We start from the raw sequence: 24,492 nt of genomic DNA on the forward strand, positions 1-24,492 counted from the left end.
CGCCTCGCGCCAGCGGGACCGACGGCGCAGCGGCCCCCAGCCGGGCGGCTGGGGGCTGGTGGCGGGCTGGTCCGGGCCGCTCAGCGGAGTCGGGAGGGGTCGGTCACGGCTCCAGGGTGGGGATGTCCCCGCCCTGGTTCAGCCACTCGTCCTCGAGCGCCTCGACCGTGCCGTCGTCGAGCAGTGCCTGGAGGGCCGCGTCGACGCAGCTCACCAGCTCGCTGCCCTCCTCGAAGAGCAGGCCGAGCTCCTCGGGATCGTCACCCTCGCGGGGCAGCACGCCGACGATGGAGGCGTCCGGGATCTCGACGGCGGTGATGAAGTAGGCGGTCGGGAGGTCGAAGACCAGCCCGTCGACCTGGCCGGCGTCGAAGGCGGCCTTGGCGCCGGCGTTGTCGTCGTAGACCTGCGCGGGCTCCTCGGGGTCGATGACCGCGTCGACGTAGTCGAGGGAGGTGGTGCCGATCGCGGCGCCGAGCCGGTCGTCGGCCAGGTCGCCCACGGTCGTCGCCTCGGCGACGGGCGAGTCCTCGGCCGCCACGAGGGCCTGCTCGACGGCGTAGTAGCCGACGGAGAAGTCGACGACCTCGTCGCGGTCCTCGGTGATCGAGTACTGCTGGACGTTGAAGTCGTAGTCCTTCTCACCCGGGGCGATCGCCTCGTCGAAGCCGGTCCGGACCCAGGTGACGGCGTCCTCGGCGAAGCCCATCTCCTCGGCCAGCGCGTAGACCAGGGCGGACTCGAAGCCCTCGCCGTTGGTCGGGTCGTCGTCGACCATCCACGGCTCGAAGACGGGCTCGCCCGTGGCGACGGTCAGCGTGCCCTCCTCGAAGAGGGGCAGGTCCTCGACGGCGCACTCGCCGCCGGCTGCGGCCTCGGTCGTGTCGGCGGCGGCCTCCTCGGTCGCGTCCTCGGTGGCGTCGTCGGTGGCGTCGGGCTCGTCCGCGCCCCCGCACGAGGCGGCCAGCACGGCCAGGACCAGGACACCCAACAGGCTGCGGCGCAACGGCATCTCGAACCTCCTACACGGGTCGTTGAGGGCCACCGGTGTACCAAGCCGAGTCCTCGCCGGCCAGCCGGGCCGGCGGGTCAACGTGGTGAACCCCTGACGACCGCGGCCTCCTCGTAGGTCGTCGCGTGGAGGAACCCGAGGTCGCGGTACAGCGCCCGGGCGGGGGCGGTGCGGTGCCGGACGTTCAGCCCGATGACGTCGGCGACCTCCCGCAGGCGGTGGACCAGGCCGACCACGACGGCCCGGCCGTGCCCGCGCCGGCGGTGGGAGGGGTGGGTCGCCACGTTGCCGATCGCGGCCACCCCGGTGCCGGGCTCGACCACGTGGACGCCGGCGACGGCGACCAGCACCCCGTCGGGGCTCCGGCCCTCGCGGCGGCCCAGGTAGAAGCCGGTGTCGACCAGGCCGGCGTGGAAGAAGTCCCCGGCATCGGGGTCGGTCGCGAACAGCGCGGTCATCGCCGGCACGTCCGCGCGGTCGAGCACCACCAGGTCGTCCGGTGGGTCCGGGAGGGGCGCGTCCGGGGGGAGGTGCAGCTTGTCGTACGCGTCGGCCCACCGGGCGGTGTAGCCCGCCCCCTCCAGCGCCGCCGTCAACCCGGTCGGGCCGGTGATCGTGAACGCGTCCGGGAGGTCCCCCCGCGCGGGTGCGGCCAGGTCCGCGAGCAGCTCGAGGGTGGCGGGACGGGCCGACGGGTCCGCGGTCACGCTGTAGACGACGTCACCTCCCGGGAGGTCGAGGAGGCCCACGACGGCGTCCCCCCGCCGCCACCACGTCGAGGTCGGCCACAGCTGCACCACGTCGGCGATGCCGTAGGGGTGGACGTGGGGGGCCCGCTGGTAGATCGCGAGGATCTCCGCGGGGTCGTCGACGGGCCGCATCAGCGGCGCAGGGTACCGGCGAGCTCGGGCGCGATCGGGGCCTCCTTCGCCTGACGGCGAAGTTGGGCGCGATAGTGTCCGCGCGGCATGGCCCACCAGACCCCCGACCCCGTCCTCACGGCCGTGACCGCCGCGGCGACCCGCGCCACCGGGGCCGCGGTCGGGCTGCTGCTGCGGGCAGAGGGACGGGTCCTGCGCGTCGTCGCCACCGCCGGTGCGGTGCCACCCGACGTGCTCGGGGAACCGATCTCGATCGGCGACGGCGTGGCGGGCTACGTCGTCGCCGCGGGCCAGCCGCTGGTGCTGTCCGCCGGCTCCGCGGACCCCCGGCTCGGGGAGGGCACGGCGAGCCTGCTCGGCACCAACCCCTCCTCCGTCCTCGCGGTGCCGGTCCAGGGCGACGAGCACGTCCTCGGCGTCATCGAGCTGCTCGACGCCATCGACGGGACCTTCGGGGTCGACGACACCGAGCAGGCGACCCTCCACGCCGGCGTGGCGGCCGCGGCGCTGGCCGACGAGCGCCTGGCCGGCATGCGCGACGTCCCCGACCCGGCCGAGCTGGCGGCTGAGCTGCGGCGACTGGCCGCGGCCGACCCGTCCCGCTACGCGACCGTCGCGACGATCCTGCAGTCGCTGGTGCGGTGATGTCGCGGGCGGACATCCCCGCGTGGGCGAAGGAGTCGGCGGTCCTCGAGCTCGCCGCGGTCACCTCGCTCGGGGACCTGACGCCGGAGTGGGCCTGGGGAGGCTCGACCGGCGAGGGCGTCAGGGTGGCCGTCGTGGACTCCGGGGTCGACGCGGACCACCCGGACCTCGAGGGGTGCGTCGACGCCGGCGGCGGCATGGCCTTCCGCCTGGACCCGGACGGGGAGGTCATCGCCACGCCGGGACCGCACCGGGACGCCTTCGGGCACGGGACGGCCTGCGCGGGGATCATCCACAGCCTGGCGCCCGACGCGACGATCACATCGGTCAAGGTGCTGGGCGAGGGACTCAGCGGCAAGGCGGCGGTGTTCCTCCGCGGGCTCGCCTGGTGCGTCGAGCAGGGCTTCGACGTGATCAACCTGTCGCTCGGGACGACCAAGCAGGACTGGGCCCTGGCCTTCTACGAGGTCTGTGACTCCGCGTACTTCGCCGGGTCGTTCGTGGTGACGGCCGCGAACAACGTCCAGCGCCCCTCGTGGCCGTCGCTGATCGGGTCCGTCACGAGCGTCGCGTGCAACCTGAGCGCGGACCCCGAGCGGTTCCACTACAACCCCGAGCCGCCGACGGAGTTCCTGGCCCACGGCGTCGACGTCGAGGTGGCGTGGCGGGGCGGGTCCCGCATCGTCGGCACGGGCAACTCCTACGCCGCGCCGCACATCGCCGGGATCGCCGCGCGGATCAAGGCGAAGCACCCGGACCTGCGGCCGTTCCAGCTCAAGACCGTCCTGTGGGCGACCGCGGCGAACGTCCTGGAGGCGCCGACGCGCGCAGGTGCACGGCGCCCACGGCTCATCGCGTCGGCCAAGGCCTCCGGGGCGTTCGGGACCCAGGACCTCCGCCGTGCCGGCGTGGCCCCCTCCTCCCCCTCCGCGCCCTCCCGATCCAAGATCTGAGCCCGAGGTCCGTAGGCGGCCCCGCCGCGCAGATCTCAGGCGTGTGACAGGCCGAGGAGGGGCAGGGCCGGGTTGTCCGCCGCGGGCACCCGCTCGTCGGCGCGGACGGGGCCGGGCGGGGTCCCGTCACCGAACGGGCTGCCGCCGAGCGCCTCACGGTGGTGCGGCTCGGCCCACACCGTCAGGTCGGGACCGGCGGGCACGACCCCGGTGGGGTTGATGTCGAGATGGGTCGCGTAGTAGTGCTGCTTGATCTGGGTGAAGTGCTGGGTGTCGCCGAACCCGGGGGTCTGGAAGAGATCGCGGGCGTAGGCCCACAGGACCGGCATCTCGGTCAGCTTGACCCGGTTGCACTTGAAGTGGCCGTGGTACACCGCGTCGAAGCGGGCGAGGGTCGTCCACAGCCGGACGTCGGCCTCGGTGATCGTGTCCCCGACGAGGTAGCGCTGGGTCTCGAGGCGCCGGCTGAGCTCGTCGAGCCGGTCGAACAGCGCGGCGTAGGCCCGTTCGTAGGACGCCTGGGAGCCCGCGAACCCGCACTTGTAGACCCCGTTGTTGACGTCCTCGTAGAAGCTGTCGGCGACCTCGAGGATCTCCTCCCGACGTCCGTCGGGGAACAGGTCCGGGGCGCCGTCGCGGTAGTGGGCGGTCCACTCCGTCGACAGGTCGAGCGTCATCGTCGGGTAGTCGTTCGTGACGACCTGCCCCGTCGGCACGTCGACGATCGCGGGGACGGTGATGCCCTTCGGGTAGTCGGGGAAGCGGGCCAGGTAGGCGTCCTTCAATCGAGGGATGCCGAGGACGGGATCGACCTCGCCGGGATCGAGGTCGAAGGTCCAGGAGTCCGCGTCGTGCACCGGTCCGGCGATGCCCATCGACAGGACGTCCTCGAGCCCGAGCAGCCGCCGGACGATCAGCGCCCGGTTCGCCCACGGGCAGGCGCGGGCGACGACCAGCCGGTAGCGGTCCGCCTCGACCGGCCACTCACCCTCCCGCTGCGGGTCGGCGACGATCCGGTCGGTGATGTAGTCGGTGTCGCGCTCGTAGGAGTCGGTGACGTAGCGGTCGTGGGTCTCGGTGGCCATGAGGACGGTCTACCCCGCCGGCGCCCGTGCCGACCGCGTCGCCTCCTACACCTCAGGATCGCGCCGAACCTCGCCGTCCGGCGAGGCAGGCCCCGATCGCGCCCGACCTCGGCGCCCACCGCTCACCTTCAGTCGCGCTCGAACAGCGCATCGAGCTGGTCGCGCCCCTCCACGTCCGCCAGCGCCACGACCTCGTCGCCGGAGTACAGGATGGTGTCGCCGCGCGGGACGATCAACCGGCCCTCGCGTCGGACGCTGGTGATCGTCGTGCCCTCGGGCAGCTGCAGGTCCCGCAGGGCCATCCCCGCCGCCGGCGAGCCGATCGCGACGGTCAGCTCGACGAAGTGCACGCCGCTGAGCTCGCGCATCGCGATGCGCTCCTTGCGGTGCTGCCTGCCCAGACCCTGGTTCACCGCCTGCCGGTAGGCCTCGATGATGTCGGCCCGCCGCAGCATGCCGACGAGGGAGGGGCTGGTCTGCGGGTCGACCACGGGCAGCCGTCCGACGTCCGCGGCCGCCATCCGGTGGAGGGCGCGGAACACCGGCGTGGTCGGCGACACGGTGAGGGGCTTGCGGCTGCACACGTCGACGGCGGTCCGGGGGTCCTCCCCCTCGACCGGCGGGTCGGGGAGGTCGCTGATCGTCACCACCCCGACGAGGCCGCCGCGGTCGTCGACGACGGCGAAGCCGTGGTGGCCGGTCTCGGCGAAGCGGTGGCGGAGCGCGTCGAGGCCCATGTCGACACCGACGCTCGGCGGGTCGCTGGTCATCACCTCGCCGACGGTGACCGACTGCATGACGTCGATCTCCTCGGGCTCGTCGACGACGATGCCCTGCCGCTTGAGCGGGGCGGTGTAGATGCCGTCGGGGTGCATCCGGTCGGCGACGAACGTCGCCAGGCCGGCGGCGAACATCAGCGGCAGCACCAGCCCGTAGTCGCCGGTCAGCTCGAACACGATCAGGATGGCCGTCAGCGGCGCCCGGGCGGCGGCGGCGAACACGGCCGCCATGCCGACCAGCGCGTAGGCCCCCGGTTCGAGCGAGGCCGAGGGCACGAGCAGATCGGCGGCGTGGCCGACCGCCCCGCCGAGCGCCGCGCCGCAGAAGAGGGTCGGCAGCAGCGAGCCGACCGCGTTCCCGGACGTGACCGACAGCATGGTCGCGCCGAACTTCGCGACCATCAGGGTGAGCAGGATGCGGACCGGCTCCCACCCTCCTCCGGCGGTGGCCCCGTCGATCATCGTGTCGATCGGCTCGGTGTCGCCGAAGATCGGCGGGAGCTGGTGCCCGCTGCCCAGGACCTCCGGCACGGCGAGGGCGATCAGGCCGACGCCGAGGCCACCGAGCGCGACCCGCAGCGGACGCCAGCCGGGGAGGCGGTCGAACAGGTCGTGGCCGATCCGCTCGCCGTGCAGGAACGCCATCCCCACCAGCGCGGCGAGGATCCCGATCAGGGCGTAGCCGAGCAGCTCGCGCGGGTCGGTGAGGCCGTACTCGACGCGGGACTCGAAGACGATCTCGGGACCGACCAGCTCCCGGGCGGTGACCGACCCGGCGACGGCGGCGAGGACCCCGACCTGCCGCGACCGGGCGGACAGCCGCCCGAGGATCAGCTCGATCGCGAACAGCATCCCGCCGATCGGCGCGTTGAACGACGCACCGATCCCCGCGGCCGCACCGGCGGCGACGAGCGTGCGCATCCGGTCCTCGTCAACGCCGAACGCCGCGCCCACGAGCGACCCGACCGCCCCGCCGCCGAGGACGATCGGGGCCTCACGGCCACCGGACCCGCCGGTGCCGAGCGCCACCCCCGAGGCGACGAGCATCCCGGCCGGCACACGCTTGCGGAACCGGCTCCCGCGCAGGGCGATCGTCCGCATCACCTCGGTGATCCCGCCGCCGGCCGTCTCCGGCACCCAGTACGCCACGAGCAGTCCGACGACCAGCGCGCCGAGCGCGGGGACCAGGACGGTCCGTAGCGTCGAGGCCTCCGCGCCGAAGGCGAGGTCCTGGGCGAGCCCGATCACCTGGATCAACGCGAAGGCGAGGAGGCCCGTCAGGATCCCGATGACCCCACCGAGCGCGAGCAGCCCGGGCTCGCGCCGTGCGAACGCGATCATCCGACCGCGGACCTTCGTGGGCGCGTTCACGGCTGCATCGCGCTCATGGCCCGACCCCCGCGCTTGCGCGCCGGGCTCGCCCCCCCGGCCTCGCCGATGACCGCTCGCAAGCTCGCGATCATCGGAACACGATCGTCCGTTCCGCGAAGCGGAAGACGCGGTGCTCCGCGTGGGCCTTGACGGCGCGGGACAGGACGATGCGCTCGACGTCGCGGCCGATGGTCGCGAGGTCCTCCGGGGTGTCGGAGTGGCTGACCCGCGCGACGTCCTGGTCGATGATCGGCCCCTCGTCGAGGTCGGCGGTCACGTAGTGGGCGGTCGCCCCGATCAGCTTGACCCCCCGCTCCCACGCCTGGTGGTACGGCCGCGCCCCCTTGAACCCGGGCAGGAACGAGTGGTGGATGTTGATCGCCCGTCCCTCCAGCTGCTCGCACAGCCCGTCGGACAGGATCTGCATGTACCGGGCGAGCACGACCAGCTCGATGTCGTGCGCCACGAGGAGCTCGCGCAACCGACCCTCCGCCTCGGCCTTGGTGTCCGCCGTCACCGGGATGTGGACGAACGGGACGCCGTAGTTCGCCGCGACCTGCTGGAGGTCCCAGTGGTTGCTGACGACCAGCGGGATGTCGATCGGCAGCTCGCCGGCGTGCCAGCGGTACAGCAGATCCCGGAGGCAGTGGTCGAACTTGCTGACGAGGACCACGGTGCGGGTCCGGTGGTCGGCGCGCCGCACCTCGAGGTGGGCGCCGAACGCCGTCACGCGGTCCCCGAGCGCCGCGGCGATCTCGGTCGGGTCGTCGATGTCGACGGCGAAGCGGGTGCGCATGCAGAACCGGCTGATCGACGGCTCGCTGAACTGGGCGTTCGAGAGGATGTTGCCGCCGAGGTCGGCGATGCCGTTCGCGATGCCGGCGACGATGCCCGGCTGGTCCTCGCACTCGAGCGTCAGCACGTAGCTGGTGGGCTGGGTCATGGCCTTCGATGTTCGCACAGCCGGGCCGGCCCTCCCCAACGCCGACCGCACGGGGCACCATGCGACCGTGCGCGCACCCGAAGCCCTGATCACCTGGCTCCTCGACGGCGACCCGGCCGTCCAGTGGCAGGTCCGCCGCGATCTGCTCGACGCGCCCGCCGACGTCGTCGCCGTCGAGCGGGCCCGGGTCGCGACCGAGGGGTGGGGCGCCGCGCTGCTGGCCGCACAGCACCGCGACGGCGGGTGGGGGGAGGGTCTGTACAGCCCCAAGTGGACCTCGACGACCTACACGCTGCTCCTGCTGTGCCAGCTGGGCCTGCCCGCCGGCGACGACCGGGCCCGGCAGGGGTGCGGACGTCTCCTCGACGGGGCGCGCTGGATCGACGGCGGCGGGCTGAACCTCGCCAAGACCGTGCGGTACCCCGAGGTGTGCATGACCGCGCTGGTCCTCCGCACCACCGCGGACTGCGGCGTGCAGGACGAGCGGCTCGGCCCCCTGCGGACCTGGCTGCTCGACCAGCAGCTGGGTGACGGGGGGTGGAACTGCGAGACGATCCGGACGCACAGCACCCACGGCTCGTTCGACACCTCCATCCTCGTGCTCGAGGCGCTGCACGCGTGGGAATCGGCGAGGGGACCGGACCCCGAGGTCGCTCGCGCCGCCGAGCGGGGCCGGGAGTTCTTCGCCGCCCACCGCCTGTACTGCTCCCACCGCACCGGCGAGGTGGTCGACCCCGCCTACGAGCGGATCGTGTTCCCCCCGGGCTGGCACCACGACCTGCTGCGCGGTCTCGAGCACTTCGCATCGGCGGGTGCACCGGTCGACGACCGGCTGGCGGACGCCGTGGCACTGCTCCGGTCGCGCCGACGGCCGGACGGGACGTGGGCGATGAACGCCCGCCACCCCGGCCGGTACCACTTCGTGCTCGAACCCCCGCGCGTCCCCAGCCGGCTCACCACCGTGCGGGCGCTCCGGGTCCTCCGCTGGTGGGAGGAGGGGCAGGGCTAGCGCCGGCGCGGATGGCGCGAGCGGCGGATGCGCCCAGCGATGTGCACTTCGGCCACGTGGGCGGCCGACCTGCACAATCACGTGACGCCGCCCGAGGAGGATCCGCCCGTGCCCCACCACGACCCCGTCGACGTTCTGGTGGTCGGCGCCGGCCCGACGGGACGGGCGCTCGCGCACCGCGCGGTGGCGTCCGGTCTGACCGCGGCGGTGCTCGACCCCTCCCCCGCCCGCGCCTGGCCGGCGACGTACGGGGCCTGGGAGGACGAGCTCCCCGGGTGGCTCCCACCCGCGCTGCACGCCGTTCGCAGCGACGTCGTCGAGGTCGTCGCCCGGCGGACCCACCGCCTCGACCGCGCGTACGTGGTGCTCGACACCCCGGGTCTGCAGCGCCACCTGTCGTCCGACGACCGGGTGGGCGTGGTCACGGGCGCCGCCGTCGGGTCCCGGCGCGTCATCGGGGGCGCGGCCGGGACCGTGGGCGTCGTCGCCCGGACCGGCGAGACCGTCCCCGCCCGGGTCGTGGTGGACGCGAGCGGCGACCGCCGGACCCTCACCGGCGGCCGTGCGCCCGGCGACCGGGCCGCGCAGACCGCCGTCGGGGTGGTCCTCGACCGCACGGATCTCCCGACGGTGTTCATGGACTGGTCGGTCGACCACGGGCGCGATCCGTCGGCCGGGGCGTGGCCGACCTTCCTGTACCAGGTCCCCCTGGGCGGTGGCCGCGTCCTGTTGGAGGAGACCGCGCTCGCCCGCCGTCCGGCGCTGTCGCACGACGAGCTGCGCAGTCGGCTGGCCGCCCGGCTGGCCGCCCGCGGGATCGAGGTCCCGGCCGACGCCCCGGAGGAGGTCGTGACCATCGCGGTCGACACCCCCCGCACCCGCGGGACCGGGCACGTCATCCCCTTCGGCGCCGCCGTCCCGCTCATCCACCCGGCCACCGGGTACGGCCTGGCCGCCGCGCTGCGGATGGCCGACCCCGTGGTCGCCGCGATCGCGGCCCACCTCCCCGACGGCCGTGCCGCCGCCACCGCCGCCCGCGAGGTGCTGTGGCCCTGCCGCGCCCGGCTGGTCCACCACCTGCGACGGCGGGGGCTGGAGGCGCTGCTCGCCCTCCCCCCGGACCGGGTGCCGGACTTCTTCGACCGGTTCTTCAGCCTCCCCCGCGAGCAGCAGCGCGCCTACCTGTCGTCACGGACCGACCTCGTCGGTGTCGCCCGGGCGCAGCTGGCGCTGTTCGCGGCCGCCGACCCGCCCCTCCGGCGCCACCTGCTCCGTTGGGGCGCGATGCCGATCGGCGACGCGCACGCCTGACGGGCTGGATCCCCCCGGCCGGGGGTCAGCCGCCGTCGGCCACGGACAGCAGCCAGGTGCCGGCCACCAGCAGCGGCAGGCCGACGAGCAGCGCCACGCCGAGCGAGCTGAGGGTCCCCACCTCACCGAACCCGCCCTGGTCGCCCGCGGCTCGGTCGGCGGGACCTGCGAGGTCGCCGGCGTCCCCGACGCCCCGCAGCTTCACGACCCCGCCACCGGTCACCAGCAGCACGACGCCGACCGCGGTGACGGCCATCGCCATCGCCCGCTCGACCGGGACCAGCCAGCCCACCGCGATCACCGCGGTCACGACCCCGATCCCAGCACCGGCCAGCACGTAGCAGCGGCCGAGGTCGGCGAGGTGAGCCCAGCGGGGGGTCAGTCGTGGTGTCGAGGTCGTCACGGGGCTCCCTGGTGGTGCGCGGCGGCTGGCGCCGAGGGACGCGATCGCACCACACCGGACCGGCGACGTCCAGATCCGCGAGGCACGGCACACTACGGCCGGTGACCGCGCCCCTGGCAATGACGTTCCGCGCCTCCGCCGACGACCCGGACGACCTGCCGGCGTCGACCGCGGAGGTGGCGGTGATCGGCCGCTCGAACGTCGGAAAGTCGTCGTTGGTCAACGCCGTCGCCGGCCGCAGGGAGCTCGCGAGGACGTCCAAGACGCCGGGGCGGACCCAACTCCTCAACGTGTTCGACGTCACCGTCCCCGGCCGGCAGGGGACGACGCTCGTGGACCTGCCCGGCTACGGGTACGCGAAGGCGTCCAAGGCCGACCGGGGGCGCTGGCAGAAGCGGATGGAGCGCTACGTCCTGACCCGCGAGCCCCTGGTCATGGTCATGGCCTTGGTCGACGGGGAGGTGGGTCCGACGCGCCTCGACCTGGCGACCCTCGCCTGGCTGGTCCACCACGACATCCCCCTCACCGTGGTCGCGACCAAGCACGACAAGGTCAAGTCGTCCCAGCGGCAGAAGCGGAAGCGGCAGGTGGCCGAGGCCCTCGGCGTCGAGCCCGGGGACGTCGTCTGGGTGAGCACGGCGAAGGGCACCGGAGTCGACCGCCTCCGCGGCCTGGTCGGGGAGTGGCTGTCCGTCGCGTGATCAGCCGGCGACCTGGCCGAGCAGGGCTGAGGATGCCGTCACCCGGCGCGCAGCAGACCCTCCACCTTGGTGACGACGGCCGCCGGGTCCGGTGGCGGCCCGACCGACAGCACACGGCCGTCGGCCACGATCGCGCCGTTCGCGGTGCCCTGCCGCACCGTCCGCCACGCCTCGGCCCACGTCGCCCCCCGCCGACGGGCGTCGCGCCACAGGGCCGGGAGCAGCCAGAACGTGTTCCGCGGGTCGACCACCTCGATCGCGACGGCGGCCCCGAGCGCGGCGCGCAGCGCCCGGTAGACCGCCCCCATCCGGTCCATGAGCACGCGGCAGTGCGCGTAGTCGGATCCGCCGCCCAGCTCGTCGTGGATCCCGCCGATGGTGCCGCAGCACCCCGAGCCGGTGTGCTGGCTGTCCCACTCGCGGACCAGGATGATCCTCACGTGATCGCGCCGATCTCCTCGGCGTCCTCCGACACGCCGCCGGCGGCCCGGGCCGCGCGCAGGGCCAGCGTCGCCTCGACGATCAGCCACAGCGCGAGCCCGAGGATGATCGCGTCGAGGGGGGCCAGGACCCAGTCGCCCTCGCTGATGAAGTCGCCGAGGTTCTCGAGCAGCGCCCACACCGTCATGACGAACAGGAAGACCAGCGGGGCGATCTGGGCCACCGCGGAGCGCCCGCCCTTGGTGACCCACACGGCGACCACGGCGAGGGCCAGACCGGCGGTCAGCTGGTTGGTCGTGCCGAAGAGGGTCCAGAGGCGGCCGAAGGCGTAGCCCTGCTCGCCACCGCCGGGGGCGAGGGACAGGGCGAGGGGGACGGCGACCGCGATCGCGGTGGTCAGCGTGATGTTCCGCTTGAGGGCGCGCGCACCGGCCAGCTCGGCGATCTCCTCCACGATGTAGCGCTGCAGCCGGACGCCGGTGTCCATCGAGGTCGCGGCGAAGCTGATCACGACGACCGCGGCGAAGACGGTGCCGAGCTCGATCGGGACGCCGACGTGGCTCGCGAACCCGGCGATGCCGTTGACGAAGTTGCCGACCGCGCCGCCCGACGCGGTCGCGAAGTCCGGGTACATAGTCGAGAAGTCCGCCTCGATCCCCGAGGCCGCGACGCCTGCGGTGACGGCCAGGATCGATCCGAGGGCGAGCGCCCCCTCCCCCAGCGCCCCGACGTAGCCGACGTACTTGGCGTCGGACTCCTTGGCCAGCTGCTTCGAGGTCGTGCCCGAGCTGACCAGGGAGTGGAAGCCGCTGATCGCCCCGCAGGCGATGGTCACGAAGAGGAACGGGAAGAAGCTCGGCGACCCGTCGGGGACGTCGGAGTTGAGAGCCGGCGCCTCGATCGTGTCCAGGCCGATCGTGAGCCCGAGGAAGATCACCCCGAGGGCGATGAACAGCTGGTGGGAGTTGATGTAGTCGCGCGGCTGCAGCAGGATCCACACGGGGATGCGCGAGGCGATGAAGGCGTAGGCGTAGAGGATCAGCACCCACAGGGTCCGCGCGCCGATGCCGAGGGACTCCGCCAGCCCGTCGATCTCGATCGGGACGGCCTGCCCGACGGCGATCAGCAGGTACAGGGCGATGACGCCGACGATGGAGGGGACGAGCGCCCCGGTGTTCGTCCTGCGGATGTAGATGCCGATCCCGATCGCGAGGGGGATCTCGGCGAAGATCGGGATGACCGCCCCGGGGTTGGCGACCAGCAGGTTGCCGATGACGACGGCGAACACGGCGACGACCAGGGTCAGCAGGAAGAAGAGGATGAGGAGGAAGAGGGTCCGGGCCCGCCGGTTGATGATGTCCCCGGCGATGTTCCCGATGTTGCGTCCACCGTTGCGCGCCGAGACGACGAGCGCGCCGAAGTCGTGGACCCCGGCCGCGACGATCGTCCCGATCGACACCCACAGCAGGGCGGGCACCCAGCCCCAGAACACCGCGATGGCCGGCCCGACGATCGGGGCGGCGCCGGCCACCGACGTGAAGTGGTGGCCGAACAGCACGTGCTTGTTGGTCGGGACGTAGTCGACCCCGTCCTCCATCTCGACCGCCGGCGTGGGCCGGCTGTCGTCCAGGGCGTACACCTTCTCGGCCAGGTAGGTCGCGTAGAACCTGTAGCCCAGGGCGAACGCCCCGAGCACCACGACGAGGACGACGACTGCCGGCATGGCGGGCTCCTCTCCGGTCCCCGGGCCACGACCCCCGTCGCGGGCCCCTGGGGGCCTTCGGCTCCGGCCAGTCCACCGCAGATCGGCGACGGTGTCCAGGGTCCTCGTCGGGGGACGGGGACGGGGACGAGGACCTCCGTCCACCCCCGCGAGGGCCCTTCGGCCTGGCCGAACGCCGGGGGTCGGGCGCAGGATCGCGGGCAGCGCTCGAGACAGGAGGTCGCCGACTTGGGACGACGTGTGGGTGGAGCCGCAGCTGAGCGGGATGCCGGAGGAGCGACGAGCGGAGGACGACCGGGTCAGCTGCTCTGCCCGTTCGACCTGACCGTGGAGCCGATCGCGGCGATGCTCAACTGCGAGCTCGCCGACCACCCGGTGTACGACGGCGTGGAGATCCAGGCGTTCGACGACGAGGTGCACGGCTCCGGGCTGCTGTGCTTCCTCTCGCGTCGCGCGGACCGCACCGTCGTGGACCCGGACGCCCCGGGGTCGGTCGAGGCGTGCGCCGACGCGTCGTCGATCCACGGGGTGGCGGTGGTCTTGGACGGGGCGTCTGCGCGGCTGTCGCTCGATCCGCCGCTGCTCGACCTGCGGCGCCTCGACGCCGGGGACCGGGTGGAGGGCCGCTGGGCGGTGTCGGTCGGCGGGACGGCGATCACGGGCGGGACCTGGACCGCCGGACGGCGCGACGACGTGGTCGATGTCGCCATGGCCGTGACCCGCCGCTGGCGACCGGAGGGCCTGCCCCCGCTCATGCGCGTCGTCACCGCGGTCGCGCCGGTGTTCCGGACCTGGCCGACGACCTACCGCTGGGAGGCGGAGATCGACCTGGCCCGCGAGGTGGCGCGCCACGCGGGCTGGCGGCGCACCACCGCGGGCGACACCTCCTACCGGCGGTTGACCCGGTCTGCCTGACCCCGGCGGGGTGTGGACCGCCGGCGGGCGGCGTCGCAGCGGCCTGCGAGGGTGGTGACATGACCACCGACCGCCCGCCCCTGCCCGAGCCCCCACCGGTGGAGACCGACGACGAGCCGGCCGGCCCCCCGGTCGATGCCGACACCGCACGGCACGTCCCCCGACGGTCCACCCGCACCGGTCCTCGACGGCAGGCCGAGGACACCGACGAGGTCGCGGTCCGGCCCGACGCCGACGCCCTCGTGCGCGCTCTGGCCGGGCCGGACGCGTCGATCCGCGACGACCAGCTGACCGCGATCACGGCGCTGCTCAACGGTCGCCGCGCGCTGGTCGTGCAGCGGACCGGGTGGGGCAAGACGGCGGTGTCCCTGGTGGCGACGGCCCTCGCCCCACGCCGCGGCGACGGGCCGACCCTGCTGGTCAGCCCGCTGCTCGCCCTGATGCGCGACCAGCTGGCCGCCGCCGCGGCCATCGACGTGACCGCGGCGACGATCAACTCGGCGAACGTCGACCGCTGGCGCGAGGTGGAGGAGGCCGTGCTGGCCGACACCGTCGATCTGCTGCTCGTCAGCCCCGAGCGGCTGAACCACCCGGGCTTCCGCGAGCGCGTGTGGCCGGTCCTGGCCGACACCGTCGGGATGCTGGTGATCGACGAGGCGCACTGCATCTCCGACTGGGGCCACGACTTCCGCCCGGACTACCGCCGGATCCGCGACGTGCTCGACGACCTCGGCCCGGAGGTGGGGGTGCTGGCCACCACCGCGACGGCGAACGACCGGGTCGTCGCCGACGTCACCGCCCAGCTCGGCGAGGCGCCGCTGGTGCTGCGCGGCGGGCTGGACCGGACGTCGTTGCACCTCGCCGTCCACCGGCTCGACGACGACGAGCGGCTGGCCTGGCTGGCCGACTGGGTCCCGACCGTCGAGGGGACCGGCATCGTCTACTGCCTCACAGTGGCCGACACCGACCTGGTCGCGGGGTTCCTCCGCGAGCGGGGCGTCGAGGCGGTCGCCTACTCCTCGGCCCTGTCGACCGAGGACCGCGAGGCCCTCGAGGCTGACCTGAAGGCCAACCGGGTGAAGGCGGTCGTCGCGACGTCCGCGCTCGGCATGGGGTTCGACAAGTCCGACCTGTCCTTCGTCGTCCACCACGGGCTCCCCTCCTCCCCGGTGGCGTACTACCAGGCGATCGGCCGCGCCGGCCGCGGGGTGCCGCGCGCGGACGTGGTGGCGCTGCCGGGGGTGGAGGACGAGGCGGTGTGGCGGTACTTCGCGTCGGCGTCGATGCCGTCGGGTCGGCTCGTCGACCAGATCCTCGACGCGTTGGACACCCGGTCCGCGACGTCGCTGGTGCGCCTCGAGTCGAGCGTCAACGCGGGCCGCGGCCGCCTCGACGCGGCGCTGCGGATCCTCGACGTCGACGGGGCGGTCGAGCGAACCGACGGCGGGTGGGTCGCGACCGGCCGCGGGTGGCAGCCCGACCGCGACCGCATCGATCGCGTCGCGGCGGCCCGGGCCACCGAGGCGGAGGCGATGCGGACCTACGCCGACCTGGCCGCGCAGGGCGGGTGCCTGATGGCGCTGCTGCTCGAGCACCTCGACGACCCCGACGTGCGAGCGGCGCCGGGGTGGCGCTGCGGCCGGTGCGCCGGCTGTGACCCGGACCTCCCCTCCGCCCGGTTCCGCGCCGATCCGGCGACGGTGGCCGCGGCGCTCGGCCACCTGCGCAGCCAGGACGTCGTGCTCGAGCCGCGCAAGATGTGGCCCTCCGGGGTGCCAGGCCGGAAGGGCCGCATCGCCGGTGCCGCCCAGGCGGCGGAGGGGCGGGCGCTCGCCCGCGGCTCGGACCCCGGGTGGCGGTCCGTCGTGGACGCCCTGCTGGCCGACGACGCCGCGGCCGACGACCCGGCGGTATCCGCAGCGCTGGACGAGGCGGTGGAGGGGCTGGTGGCCGTCCTGGCCCGCTGGGACTGGGCGGCGCGGCCCACCTGGGTCACGTGGGTGCCGTCCCGCCGCCGACCGTGGCTACCGGCGGCGTTGGCCGAGCGGATCGCCACCACCGGTCGGCTGCACCTGGCAGATGTCGTCCGCCGCGCACGAGACACCCCGCCCCAGGACCGGATGGGCAACTCGGCCCACGCCGCGGCGAACGCGCTCGCGGGTCTGGCGGTGGACTCGGCGGCGATCGCCGAGGCGCCGCCCGGCCCGGTGCTGGTCATCGACGACATCCGCCAGACCGGGTGGACGCTCACGGTCACCGCGGCGCTGCTGGCCGAGGACGGCGCCGGCCCCACCCTCCCCCTCGTCCTGCAGCGGGCCTACTGAGCAGGCCGGCCGTCCCCCGTCAACGGGTCCCGCAGAACCGCATCGCGGTCAGGGCGATCGTGCGGGCGGCGGTGCGCAGGTCGGCGATGGCGACGGACTCGTCGGGGCGGTGGGCGTCGCGGATGTCACCGGGTCCGTAGACGATCGTCGGGATCTGCCCGACGCCGACGGTCAGGCCGAGGTCGCACCCGTACGGCATGCCGCGCACGTCCGCCGGGCGTCCGGTGACCGCCTCGGCGGCGGCGCTGGCGGTCGTGACGACGGCGGCGTCGAGCGGGGTGGCGCCGGGGAGGAACTGCCCGCCCCACCACTCGACGGTCGCGGGGTTCGCGGACAGCCAGGGGTCGGTCTGACAGGCGTGGGCGACGGCGTCGACGAGCTCGGCGCGGGCGACGTCGAGGTCTTCGCCGGGGGCGACGCCGTAGCGGCCCTCCCAGGTCAGCCAGTCGCACTCCGACGACGGCCAGTCCCCACCCGCGATCCGCCCCCCGCAGATCGCGAACGGCCGCTCCAGCCACGAGAACAGCTCGTCGGTCTCCCGGGCGTTGCGGGTGCGCTCGAGCTCGAGGACCGCCCGCTGGATGACGGGGAACTTCTCGATCGCGGAGACGCCCTCCTCGCGCAGGCACCCGTGGGCGCTCAGCCCGCGGAGGGTGATGCGCCAGCTCAGCGCCCCCGCGCTGGCGGGGACGACGGCGAGGTCGGTCGGCTCGGCGATGAGGCACCCGTCGACCGTCGTGCGGCCCGCGGCGAGGTGCTCGAGCAGGGCCAGGGTGCCGGTGCCCCCGTCCTCCTCGCCGACGACCGAGGCGAGCAGCGTCGTGCCGGCCAGCTCGACCCCCGCGGCGCGGATCGCGGCCACCGCGGTCATCGCGGCGGCGAGCCCGCCCTTCATGTCGCAGGTGCCGCGGCCGACGACCCGGCCGTCCCGGACCGTCGCGGTGAACGGCGGTGAGGTCCAGTCCTCGTCGATGCCGGGCGGGACGACGTCGATGTGGCCGTCGAGGAGCAGCGTCGGCCCGTCCCCTCCCCCGAGCCGACCGAGGACGCCGACCGCCTCCGGGCGGTCGAACTCGGCGCTGAACGCCGGGTGGGCGGACAGGGCGGGCACGTCGACGTCCCAGGTCTCGACGTCGAGGCCGAGCCGTTCCAGGTGGTCGGCGACGACGCGCTGGCCGGCCGTCTCCTCGGCGCTGACCGAGGGCACCGCGACCAGGTCGGCGAGCAGGTCGAGCAGCGCGGCCTCGTCGATCGCGTCGAGGACCCGCTGCTCGTCCGCGGTCAGCGCCGCCGGGGGCGAGGGGGTCACCGATGGCCCCCGACGCGAGCGCGGGTTGTCCACAGCCTCCGCACATCGGCGTTCCTGGCCCCCGCAGTCCTGCCTAGCGTCCGGTCCATGACCACTCCTCTCCCTGAGCTCCCCGCACCCGGCACCGTCCAGTCCCGCGCCGAGGTGCTCGCCACCGCCGGGTCCCGCACGCGCCGGGCCGCGGTGCTCCGCGCCGCCGGCGGCGGGCCGATCGTCGGGCTCGCCGTCACCATCGCCCGGAACCCGGACGCGCCGGCGCGGATCGCGCTCGACGGCGCCGCGACCGACCGGGCGGCGGCAGAGCTCGTCCGCGAGGCCCGGTCGGTCCCGGTCTGGGTGCGGACCCGGTCGAGCGGCGGCTGGACCTTCACCGGCACCTGGCGCCCGAAGGCGATCCAGTCGATGTCGATCGATGACCGCGGCGACGTCGTCGCCGGTGTGCTGGTGCTGGAACCCGTCGACGTCGTCCACGTGCCCGAGGTCGACCGCGCTCCGGGTGGCTGACCGGCACGGTTCACAGGACGGACAGGGCCTGGTCCAGGTCGTCGATGAGGTCCTCGGCGTCCTCGATCCCCGCGGAGTAGCGGATCAGCCCCTCGCTGATGCCGGCGGCCGCCCGCTCCTCCGGCGTCAGCTCGACGTGGCTGGTCGTGGCCGGCGGGCCGACGATCGTCTCGACCTGTCCCAGGTTGGCCGCGAGGTAGGCGTGCGCCAGCCGGGGCAGGACGGTCTTCACCGCCGCCATCCCGCCCGCGAGCTCGAAGGAGAGCATCCCCCCGAACCCGGCCATCTGCCGCTTGGCGATCTCGTGACCCGGGTGGCTGAGCAGCCCGGGGTAGTGGACGGCGACGACGGCCGGGTGGTCCTCGAGCCACCCGGCGACCCGCATGGCGTTGGCGTTGTGCCGCTCGACGCGCAGCCCGAGGGTCTTCAGGCTCCGCAGCATCTGGGCGGCGACGGCGGGGTCCATCCCGGTCCCCGCGATCTCGCGGTACCGGAAGACCCGGTCGATGAGCTCGGCGGCGCCGCAGACCACGCCGCCGAGGACGTCCCCGTGCCCGCCCAGGTACTTCGAGGCGGAGTGCAGCACCAGGTCCGCGCCGTGGGCCAGCGGCTGGGTGTTGATGGGCGTGGCGAAGGTGTTGTCGACGACGACCAGGCCACCGGCCTCGTGCGCGGCGCTCGCGGTCCGGGCGATGTCGAGCACCTTGAGCGCCGGGTTGGTCGGGGTCTCGAGGTACAGCACGTCGCACCCCTCCGCGATGGCTGCGTCCAGCCCGTCGGCGTCGTCGGTGTCGACGACGACGCAGTCCACCCCGAAGCGGGGGAGGATCTCGGTGAGCATCAGGTAGGTGCCGCCGTAGGCGTCCTTGACGCTGACCACGCGGCTGCCCTTGCCGGTGAGGGCGAGCAGGGTCGAGGAGATCGCGGCCATGCCCGTGGTGAAGCTGGTCCCGGCCTCGGCGCCCTCGAGCGCCGCGACCTTCGCCTCGAACCGGTCGGTCGTCGGGTTGGAGTTGCGGCTGTAGATGTGCCCCTCGGCCTGCCCCGTCGCCGCGGCCAGCCAGGCGTCGACGTCCGGGTACGCGAACGCCGAGTTCGTCGCGATGGGCGGGACCACTGACCCCGTGGCCGGGTCGACGACCTCGGTGAGGTGGACGGAGCGGGTGGACGGTCCGAGGGCTGGCACAGCGGTCCTCTCAGGCGGGAGCGGGCGGCACGACGGCGCGTGGACCGACCAGCATCGCCCAGGACGGCCCCGGGATGCCAGGACCCCGGGATGCCAGGACCTCGAGATGCCAGGACCGGACGGCTCCGATCAGGACCGGCCGTGCGCCCGGTCGTACGCCGCGCGCACCGCCGCGGGGACCCGACCCCGGTCGGACACCGCGACGCCGGCCCGCTGGGCCCACGACCTGATCTCGGCGCTGGTCGGCTCCGACGGCGGCAGCGGTCCGGCGGTGGCGAGCGCGGACACGAGCGCCTCGGCCCCGCGGTCCTCCTCCAGGTGCGCCAGCGCGGCGCCGAGGAACCGGTAGGTCCACTCCTCCGCGAGGGGGCGCGTCTCGGCGAAGATGACCGGCACCGAGGGGACGCGCACGGCGAGCTCCGCCAACGCCTCGGCGACGGCGGAGGGTCGGGCGTGGCGCAACGCGAAGATCTGGGAGTAGCGGTCCTCGACCACGATGGCGGCGTGCGGCGCCGCGGCCAGCTCGGCTGCCTGCTGGCGCACCCTGCCGTCGAGCAGACCGCCGACGAGGTCCTGCAGGCTCTTGCGCTCCACGACCGCGGCCAGGTGCCCGGCCTCGGCCTCGACGGCGTAGTCGCCGGCGGGCAGGCTGCGGCGCAGCACCGCTGCCTGCTGGTTCGCGAAGCGCCAGCCGTACCGCTCGTTGGTGTCCACCAGGATGGTCAGCACCCGACCGTGGGCCCGCGCGGTCGGCAGGGACACCGCCGGCCGCGCCTGCTTGGCGACCGTCGCGGTCTGCCAGAAGATCATCTGGCGACCACGGCCGCGGGCGAAGACGAACTGCGACCGGCTGTGCCGCCCGCGGTCGAGGACCAGGTCGATCGCGGCGCCGCGCCGACGGCAGGTCCGCACCGCGACGCGCTCGACCACGACGGGGTCCTCGGGCCACTCGGCGGGGTGGCAGTAGAGCTTCGACGTCCGCGGCCAGGTGTCGCGGGTCTTGAGGACGATCCCGTCCGGGCCGAGGGGGATGCGCACGAGGTACGGCAGGCTCGTGCCCTCCTCGGGGTTCTCCGCGATGACGAAGTCGTCCACGTCGCCCAGGGTGCCAGCCCGGCCGATCGGACCTGTGGAGGAACTGGTGTGCGATCGGCGTCGAGCGGATAGGCTCGTGTCCGGTGTCGGGTGCGATTCGGCCCGACACCTTTTCCTTTGCCGGTTGCCACAATCGGGCCGGCAGCAATGAATGAAGTGATTCACAAAATGGCTCAAGGCACTGTCAAGTTCTTCAACAACGACAAGGGGTACGGCTTCATCGCGCCGGATGACGGCGGCGAGGACCTCTTCGTCCACTTCTCGAACATCACGGGTTCTGGCTTCAAGTCCCTCGAGGACGGCCAGCGCGTGGAGTTCGAGATCGGTCAAGGCCGCAAGGGCGACGAAGCCCAGCAGGTCACGCCGCTGTAGCACCCCTTCAGCGCACTCGAGGCCGACCACCTGGTCGGCCTCGTCGTCGTTTTCAGGGGCGCGTCGTCGGCGGCTGCGCGCTCGTCAGGCCCGGGCCTACTCGAGTGCCTCCTCGATCGTCCGGGCCGGGTGGCCGGCCACGCGCTCCACGTGGTCGGTGACGCGGGACACCTCTCCCGCCGCGATCGCCGTGTAGGTGGAGATCCAGGCGTCCATCTCGAAGGGTTCGGGATCCAGGTGGGCGCGGGAGGCGCGAGCCTCGTCCACCGTCTCGGCCACGTACCGCAGCTCCTTGCCGATGACGGCCCCGGCGCGGTCGGCGATCTCGGCCATCGTGAGCGCCTCCGGGCCGGACAGCTCGTAGACGGCACCGGCGTGGGCGGCGGGGTCGCGGAGGACCGCCGCGGCGACGTCCGCCACGTCGGCGCGGGCCACGGCGGCAACCCGCCCCTCCCCCGCGGGCCCGCGGATGACCCCCTCGGAGTCGGCGAACCACGGGAGCAGGTCGGCGTAGAAGTTGTCCCGCAGGATGGTCGCGGGCAGGCCGGACTCCCTGATCGCCGCCTCGGCGTCGGCGTGGTCCCGCCCCAGCGTGAAGATCGCGTCCGGCGCGGCGCCCGCGAAGGACGTGTACACCAGGTGGGTCACACCGGCCTCGGCGGCTGCGCCGATCGCGTTGCGGTGGTGCTGGCGGCGGTCGGCATGCTCCGCGCCCGAGACCAGGAAGAGGACGTCGACGCCCGCGAAGGCGTCGGCGCACGCCCCGCGATCGGCGTAGTCGGCGACCCGCACGGTCGCGCCGGGGATGTCCGGCGCGCGATCGGGGTCGCGCACGATGAGGGTGGGGGCGACGTCAGCGAGCTGGCGGGCCACCATCCCGCCGACGTGCCCGGTGGATCCGGTGATGCCGATCGTGGTCATGGGCGGTACAGCGCGGGGCGGGCGCTCAACATTCCCGCCGGCCGGCCGATCAGGGGTCGTCCTACGCGAGGTCACCCCGTCCGAACGGCCCGTTACACCCTGCGAGCGCGGGGGGATGATGTCCTCGCAGTCAGGAGGTACACCACCATGACCACCCAGACCACCACCCCCGAGAGGACCGACGCGCCGCGGATCATCCGGACCCAGTCCGGCTCGCGGTACCGCATCCAGGGTGAGACCGTGCAGAAGCTGACAGGAGACGAGCCCGAGGGGCGGTTCCAACTGGTCGACGTGCACAAGAACCGGTTGCGCTACACCGACGGGTCACGCCTCTACATCTCCACGCCGCTCGTCGCCGCCTGATCTGGGACGGGCCGGCATGAGGTGAGCGGGCCTGAGGTGAGCCCGGCCTGAGACGAGCTTTGCCATGACCGGCAGGTCGTGGCGAAGTCTTGGCGGTCGTGCGGGCCAGCGTTGACGGGGTGGGCTGCACCCTCGTCGCATGCCCACCGTCATCGAGCGCCCCGTCGACGTCGACGAGCGCCACACCCCGCCCGCACCCGCACCGCTGCCGGTCCCCCCGCCGCCGTCGACCTCGCACCACCGCCGCGGAGATCGCCGGGGTCGGTGGACGCCGGTCGCGAGCGCGGCCATCGCGGCCGTCGTCGCCGCCGCCGTCGCCGTCCCAGTGGCCCGCGCGACCGTCGACGACCCGACTGCCCCGACTGCAGAGACGAGCGGGACGACCGCGCCCGTCGTGGCGGAGATGCCCTCGGTGGCAGAGGTCGCGGCGGCCGTCTCACCCTCCGTGGCCCGGGTCGGGGTGTCCGGTCCGGCCGGGCAGGGCTCGGGCTCTGCGGTGGTGTACGACCCCGCGGGCATCCTGGTGACCAACGCCCACGTGGTGGCTGACGCCGCGGAGGTCGAGGTCACGCTCGCCAGCGGCGAGGTGTTCCCGGCCGAGGTGGTCGGGGCGGACCCCGCCACCGACGTGGCGGTGCTCCGGATCGGCGCGACCGACCTGCCGTCCGTGCCCTTCGCCGACGACGAACCGACCGTCGGGGAGCCCACCATCGCGATCGGGAGCCCGTTCGGGCTGGAGGGGTCCGTCACGACCGGGATCGTCAGCGCCACCAACCGGACGCTCGGCGGGCAGTCCGGTGTGCTGGGCGACCTGATCCAGACCGACGCCTCGATCAACCCGGGCAACTCCGGCGGCGCACTCGTCGACGGCGACGGTGAGCTGATCGGCCTCAACACCGCGATCCTGTCCGGCAGCGGGACCTCCAGCGGCGTCGGGTTCGCCGTGCCCGTGACGACCGTCCGGGACGTCGCCGACCAGATCCTCGAGACCGGCACGGTCGTGCACGCCGCCCTCGGCGTCGCCGGGCAGACCGTCGACCCCCAGGTCGCCGAGCGCTACGCGCTGGGCGTCGAGTCGGGCGCCGTCATCGCCCAGGTGCAGGACGGCTCAGCGGCCGACGAGGCCGGCGTCCGTCGGGGCGACATCGTCGTCGCCGTGGACGGCGAACCGGTCGAGTCCATCGCCGACCTCTCCGTCGCCGTCCAGACGCACGATCCGGGTGACACGATCTCCCTAGACGTGGTCCGCGGTGGTGAGGAGCTGACCCTCGACGCCACCCTGGGCGAGCAGCAGCCGGCCGGCTGACGGCCGGGCCGGGACCGGTCAGAGCAGCGCCGGCCACACCGACCGGATCGCGACCACCGCGAGCAGGGCGAGGCAGGCCAGGCCGACCAGTCGGTCGACGGACCCGCCGGTCCGGGCGAGGGGGACGCCCAGCCGCCGGCGGGTGAGCGGCCACAGCAGCGGGACGCCGCCGGCGGTCAGGCCGTCGGCGACGAGGTGGCTGAGCGCCCCGGCGGCCACCGCATCGGCGATCCACCGCGCGTCGGGCACCAGCATGCGATCCGCGACCGCGGTCAGCCCGAGCCACAGGGCCAGGACCGCCACCGCGCTGTGCGTCGCGCCGCGGTGGCCCCCGGCCGCGGTCCGGACGCCGACCGCGAGTGCGCGGGTGGCGACCCCACCCGCGCGGCTGGCCCGGCTGCCGACGTGGTCGAGGTCGGGGAGCAGGGCCCTGCCGGCGCAGATCACGGCCCCGAACGCGATCTCGCCGGAGGAGGGGGCACCGGGCACGGCCTCGCCCGCCACCACGACCCACGTCACCGCCCCGAGCAGCGCGTGGGTGCGACCGGTCATGTGGGGGCTCCGGAGGTGTGTGTGGGTCGGGGCGTCGGGCCTGCGACGCCGGGGCCTGCGGCGGCGCCGTGCGACGGGGTGGTGTGCAGGGTGCCGCCCCCCTGTGACATCGCACGCGACGTCCGACGCCGGTGCACGCCAGCTGATGGGCCCGGGTCGTGTGGTCCGTGCCGGGTGGGGTCGAGGGTCCCGCGGGGAGGGGGCTGTGCGGCCTGTCGACAGACCGGCCGGGTGTCGATGCTGATGGTGTCTCCACCACACCCCACCAACCCCACACCAGACCGGAGACCTGGGACCTTACGAGGAGGTCCACCGTCATGATCGCGTCCCGCATCCGCATCCTCGGCGTCGTCCTCGCCGCCATCGGCATCGCCTTCATCGGCGGCGG

General features: G+C 74.1%; 24 protein-coding genes. 11 read left to right on the plus strand and 13 right to left on the minus strand.

The features are described 5' to 3' along the window. Positions 1–103: 103 nt before the first annotated feature. Both ACEQ2X_RS05085 and ACEQ2X_RS05090 read right to left on the minus strand, forming a co-directional pair. Positions 104–1,012, minus strand: a complete 909-nt coding sequence (locus ACEQ2X_RS05085) for an ABC transporter substrate-binding protein (RefSeq protein WP_370324699.1) — start codon at positions 1,010–1,012, stop codon at positions 104–106. A gap of 77 nt (positions 1,013–1,089) precedes the next feature. After that, a complete protein-coding gene (locus tag ACEQ2X_RS05090) occupies positions 1,090–1,893 on the minus strand; it encodes a GNAT family N-acetyltransferase (protein WP_370324700.1) in 804 nt (267 codons plus the stop codon). A gap of 87 nt (positions 1,894–1,980) precedes the next feature. Here ACEQ2X_RS05090 and ACEQ2X_RS05095 point away from each other — a divergent pair, with 87 nt between their 5' ends. Together ACEQ2X_RS05095 and ACEQ2X_RS05100 are read left to right on the plus strand one after the other, a co-directional pair. After that, positions 1,981–2,538 carry a GAF domain-containing protein gene (locus tag ACEQ2X_RS05095; RefSeq protein ID WP_370324701.1) on the plus strand — a complete coding sequence of 186 codons (558 nt, stop codon included), beginning with the start codon at positions 1,981–1,983 and terminating at the stop codon, positions 2,536–2,538. Continuing rightward, a complete protein-coding gene (locus tag ACEQ2X_RS05100; RefSeq protein ID WP_370324702.1) occupies positions 2,538–3,491 on the plus strand; it encodes a S8 family serine peptidase in 954 nt (317 codons plus the stop codon). Before ACEQ2X_RS05095 ends, ACEQ2X_RS05100 begins: the two co-directional genes overlap by 1 nt. Before the next feature lie 35 nt (positions 3,492–3,526). Here the strand turns inward: ACEQ2X_RS05100 and ACEQ2X_RS05105 are convergent, their stop codons facing one another. The 3 genes from ACEQ2X_RS05105 to purU all read right to left on the minus strand — a co-directional run bounded on the left by ACEQ2X_RS05105 (position 3,527) and on the right by purU (position 7,669). Beyond that, positions 3,527–4,576 (minus strand): glutathione S-transferase family protein, encoded by a 1,050-nt coding sequence (locus tag ACEQ2X_RS05105; RefSeq protein ID WP_370324703.1) that lies wholly within the window; start codon positions 4,574–4,576, stop codon positions 3,527–3,529. A gap of 128 nt (positions 4,577–4,704) precedes the next feature. Next, positions 4,705–6,726 carry a chloride channel protein gene (locus ACEQ2X_RS05110; protein WP_370324704.1) on the minus strand — a complete coding sequence of 674 codons (2,022 nt, stop codon included), beginning with the start codon at positions 6,724–6,726 and terminating at the stop codon, positions 4,705–4,707. 88 nt (positions 6,727–6,814) lie between these two features. Further along, positions 6,815–7,669 (minus strand): formyltetrahydrofolate deformylase, encoded by an 855-nt coding sequence (gene purU, locus ACEQ2X_RS05115; RefSeq protein WP_370324705.1) that lies wholly within the window; start codon positions 7,667–7,669, stop codon positions 6,815–6,817. Positions 7,670–7,736: 67 nt separating this feature from the next. Between purU and ACEQ2X_RS05120 the strand changes: the two genes are divergently transcribed. Continuing rightward, positions 7,737–8,678, plus strand: coding sequence for a hypothetical protein (locus ACEQ2X_RS05120; RefSeq protein WP_370324706.1), 942 nt, complete (start codon positions 7,737–7,739; stop codon positions 8,676–8,678). Between the two features lie 108 nt (positions 8,679–8,786). After that, positions 8,787–9,989 carry a lycopene cyclase family protein gene (locus ACEQ2X_RS05125; protein WP_370324707.1) on the plus strand — a complete coding sequence of 401 codons (1,203 nt, stop codon included), beginning with the start codon at positions 8,787–8,789 and terminating at the stop codon, positions 9,987–9,989. A gap of 25 nt (positions 9,990–10,014) precedes the next feature. On the opposite strand, the gene ACEQ2X_RS05130 is transcribed toward ACEQ2X_RS05125, so the two are convergent. Next, on the minus strand, positions 10,015–10,392 hold the full coding sequence (locus tag ACEQ2X_RS05130; RefSeq protein WP_370324708.1) for a hypothetical protein: 378 nt from the start codon (positions 10,390–10,392) through the stop codon (positions 10,015–10,017). 101 nt (positions 10,393–10,493) lie between these two features. On the opposite strand from ACEQ2X_RS05130, the gene yihA reads away from it, so the two are divergent. Continuing rightward, positions 10,494–11,093 (plus strand): ribosome biogenesis GTP-binding protein YihA/YsxC, encoded by a 600-nt coding sequence (gene yihA / locus ACEQ2X_RS05135; protein WP_370324709.1) that lies wholly within the window; start codon positions 10,494–10,496, stop codon positions 11,091–11,093. A 38-nt stretch (positions 11,094–11,131) separates the two neighbouring features. Here the strand turns inward: yihA and ACEQ2X_RS05140 are convergent, their stop codons facing one another. Together ACEQ2X_RS05140 and ACEQ2X_RS05145 are read right to left on the minus strand one after the other, a co-directional pair. Further along, positions 11,132–11,533: a hypothetical protein gene (locus ACEQ2X_RS05140; RefSeq protein WP_370324710.1), complete on the minus strand. Its 402-nt coding sequence runs from the start codon at positions 11,531–11,533 to the stop codon at positions 11,132–11,134. Next, positions 11,530–13,257 (minus strand): carbon starvation protein A, encoded by a 1,728-nt coding sequence (locus tag ACEQ2X_RS05145; protein WP_370324711.1) that lies wholly within the window; start codon positions 13,255–13,257, stop codon positions 11,530–11,532. The genes ACEQ2X_RS05140 and ACEQ2X_RS05145 overlap by 4 nt, the downstream gene beginning before the upstream one ends. Positions 13,258–13,584: 327 nt before the next feature. On the opposite strand from ACEQ2X_RS05145, the gene ACEQ2X_RS05150 reads away from it, so the two are divergent. Together ACEQ2X_RS05150 and ACEQ2X_RS05155 are read left to right on the plus strand one after the other, a co-directional pair. After that, on the plus strand, positions 13,585–14,172 hold the full coding sequence (locus tag ACEQ2X_RS05150; protein ID WP_370324712.1) for a hypothetical protein: 588 nt from the start codon (positions 13,585–13,587) through the stop codon (positions 14,170–14,172). A 59-nt stretch (positions 14,173–14,231) separates the two neighbouring features. Further along, positions 14,232–16,496, plus strand: a complete 2,265-nt coding sequence (locus ACEQ2X_RS05155; protein ID WP_370324713.1) for an ATP-dependent DNA helicase RecQ — start codon at positions 14,232–14,234, stop codon at positions 16,494–16,496. A gap of 19 nt (positions 16,497–16,515) precedes the next feature. Here the strand turns inward: ACEQ2X_RS05155 and ACEQ2X_RS05160 are convergent, their stop codons facing one another. Then, positions 16,516–17,805, minus strand: a complete 1,290-nt coding sequence (locus ACEQ2X_RS05160; protein ID WP_370324714.1) for an ArgE/DapE family deacylase — start codon at positions 17,803–17,805, stop codon at positions 16,516–16,518. A gap of 87 nt (positions 17,806–17,892) precedes the next feature. Between ACEQ2X_RS05160 and ACEQ2X_RS05165 the strand changes: the two genes are divergently transcribed. Then, the gene (locus ACEQ2X_RS05165; protein WP_370324715.1) at positions 17,893–18,309 is read left to right on the plus strand and encodes a hypothetical protein; all 417 of its coding nucleotides are present in this window, start codon (positions 17,893–17,895) and stop codon (positions 18,307–18,309) included. 10 nt (positions 18,310–18,319) lie between these two features. Here the strand turns inward: ACEQ2X_RS05165 and ACEQ2X_RS05170 are convergent, their stop codons facing one another. After that, entirely contained in the window at positions 18,320–19,495 is a 1,176-nt protein-coding gene (locus ACEQ2X_RS05170) for a PLP-dependent transferase (RefSeq protein ID WP_370324716.1), read from the minus strand. A gap of 129 nt (positions 19,496–19,624) precedes the next feature. Next, on the minus strand, positions 19,625–20,590 hold the full coding sequence (locus ACEQ2X_RS05175) for a histone-like nucleoid-structuring protein Lsr2 (protein WP_370324717.1): 966 nt from the start codon (positions 20,588–20,590) through the stop codon (positions 19,625–19,627). Positions 20,591–20,758: 168 nt separating this feature from the next. Between ACEQ2X_RS05175 and ACEQ2X_RS05180 the strand changes: the two genes are divergently transcribed. Continuing rightward, positions 20,759–20,962 carry a cold-shock protein gene (locus ACEQ2X_RS05180; RefSeq protein ID WP_370324718.1) on the plus strand — a complete coding sequence of 68 codons (204 nt, stop codon included), beginning with the start codon at positions 20,759–20,761 and terminating at the stop codon, positions 20,960–20,962. Between the two features lie 96 nt (positions 20,963–21,058). Here the strand turns inward: ACEQ2X_RS05180 and ACEQ2X_RS05185 are convergent, their stop codons facing one another. Beyond that, complete coding sequence (locus tag ACEQ2X_RS05185) at positions 21,059–21,883, minus strand: SDR family oxidoreductase (protein WP_370324719.1); 825 nt, start codon at positions 21,881–21,883, stop codon at positions 21,059–21,061. A gap of 147 nt (positions 21,884–22,030) precedes the next feature. Here ACEQ2X_RS05185 and ACEQ2X_RS05190 point away from each other — a divergent pair, with 147 nt between their 5' ends. Both ACEQ2X_RS05190 and ACEQ2X_RS05195 read left to right on the plus strand, forming a co-directional pair. Further along, positions 22,031–22,246 carry a hypothetical protein gene (locus ACEQ2X_RS05190; RefSeq protein WP_370324720.1) on the plus strand — a complete coding sequence of 72 codons (216 nt, stop codon included), beginning with the start codon at positions 22,031–22,033 and terminating at the stop codon, positions 22,244–22,246. Between the two features lie 139 nt (positions 22,247–22,385). Further along, positions 22,386–23,552 (plus strand): S1C family serine protease, encoded by a 1,167-nt coding sequence (locus ACEQ2X_RS05195; RefSeq protein ID WP_370324721.1) that lies wholly within the window; start codon positions 22,386–22,388, stop codon positions 23,550–23,552. Between the two features lie 18 nt (positions 23,553–23,570). Here ACEQ2X_RS05195 and ACEQ2X_RS05200 read toward each other — a convergent pair whose 3' ends face one another. After that, positions 23,571–24,104, minus strand: coding sequence for a metal-dependent hydrolase (locus tag ACEQ2X_RS05200; RefSeq protein ID WP_370324722.1), 534 nt, complete (start codon positions 24,102–24,104; stop codon positions 23,571–23,573). Positions 24,105–24,492 lie beyond the last annotated feature (388 nt).

This window comes from Euzebya sp., assembly GCF_964222135.1.
Classification (GTDB): Bacteria; Actinomycetota; Nitriliruptoria; order Euzebyales; family Euzebyaceae; genus Euzebya.

What these genes read in the sequence shown, in the direction of transcription:
- purU (WP_370324705.1), bottom strand. Translation starts at nt 7,669, where the DNA reads ATGACCCAGCCCACCAGCTACGTGCTGACGCTCGAGTGCGAGGACCAG.
- ACEQ2X_RS05165 (WP_370324715.1), top strand. Translation starts at nt 17,893, where the DNA reads ATGACCACTCCTCTCCCTGAGCTCCCCGCACCCGGCACCGTCCAGTCC.
- ACEQ2X_RS05100 (WP_370324702.1), top strand. Translation starts at nt 2,538, where the DNA reads ATGTCGCGGGCGGACATCCCCGCGTGGGCGAAGGAGTCGGCGGTCCTC.
- ACEQ2X_RS05145 (WP_370324711.1), bottom strand. Translation starts at nt 13,257, where the DNA reads ATGCCGGCAGTCGTCGTCCTCGTCGTGGTGCTCGGGGCGTTCGCCCTG.
- ACEQ2X_RS05105 (WP_370324703.1), bottom strand. Translation starts at nt 4,576, where the DNA reads ATGGCCACCGAGACCCACGACCGCTACGTCACCGACTCCTACGAGCGC.
- ACEQ2X_RS05155 (WP_370324713.1), top strand. Translation starts at nt 14,232, where the DNA reads ATGACCACCGACCGCCCGCCCCTGCCCGAGCCCCCACCGGTGGAGACC.
- ACEQ2X_RS05195 (WP_370324721.1), top strand. Translation starts at nt 22,386, where the DNA reads ATGCCCACCGTCATCGAGCGCCCCGTCGACGTCGACGAGCGCCACACC.
- ACEQ2X_RS05190 (WP_370324720.1), top strand. Translation starts at nt 22,031, where the DNA reads ATGACCACCCAGACCACCACCCCCGAGAGGACCGACGCGCCGCGGATC.
- ACEQ2X_RS05095 (WP_370324701.1), top strand. Translation starts at nt 1,981, where the DNA reads ATGGCCCACCAGACCCCCGACCCCGTCCTCACGGCCGTGACCGCCGCG.
- ACEQ2X_RS05090 (WP_370324700.1), bottom strand. Translation starts at nt 1,893, where the DNA reads ATGCGGCCCGTCGACGACCCCGCGGAGATCCTCGCGATCTACCAGCGG.
- ACEQ2X_RS05085 (WP_370324699.1), bottom strand. Translation starts at nt 1,012, where the DNA reads ATGCCGTTGCGCCGCAGCCTGTTGGGTGTCCTGGTCCTGGCCGTGCTG.
- ACEQ2X_RS05180 (WP_370324718.1), top strand. Translation starts at nt 20,759, where the DNA reads ATGGCTCAAGGCACTGTCAAGTTCTTCAACAACGACAAGGGGTACGGC.
- ACEQ2X_RS05200 (WP_370324722.1), bottom strand. Translation starts at nt 24,104, where the DNA reads ATGACCGGTCGCACCCACGCGCTGCTCGGGGCGGTGACGTGGGTCGTG.
- ACEQ2X_RS05185 (WP_370324719.1), bottom strand. Translation starts at nt 21,883, where the DNA reads ATGACCACGATCGGCATCACCGGATCCACCGGGCACGTCGGCGGGATG.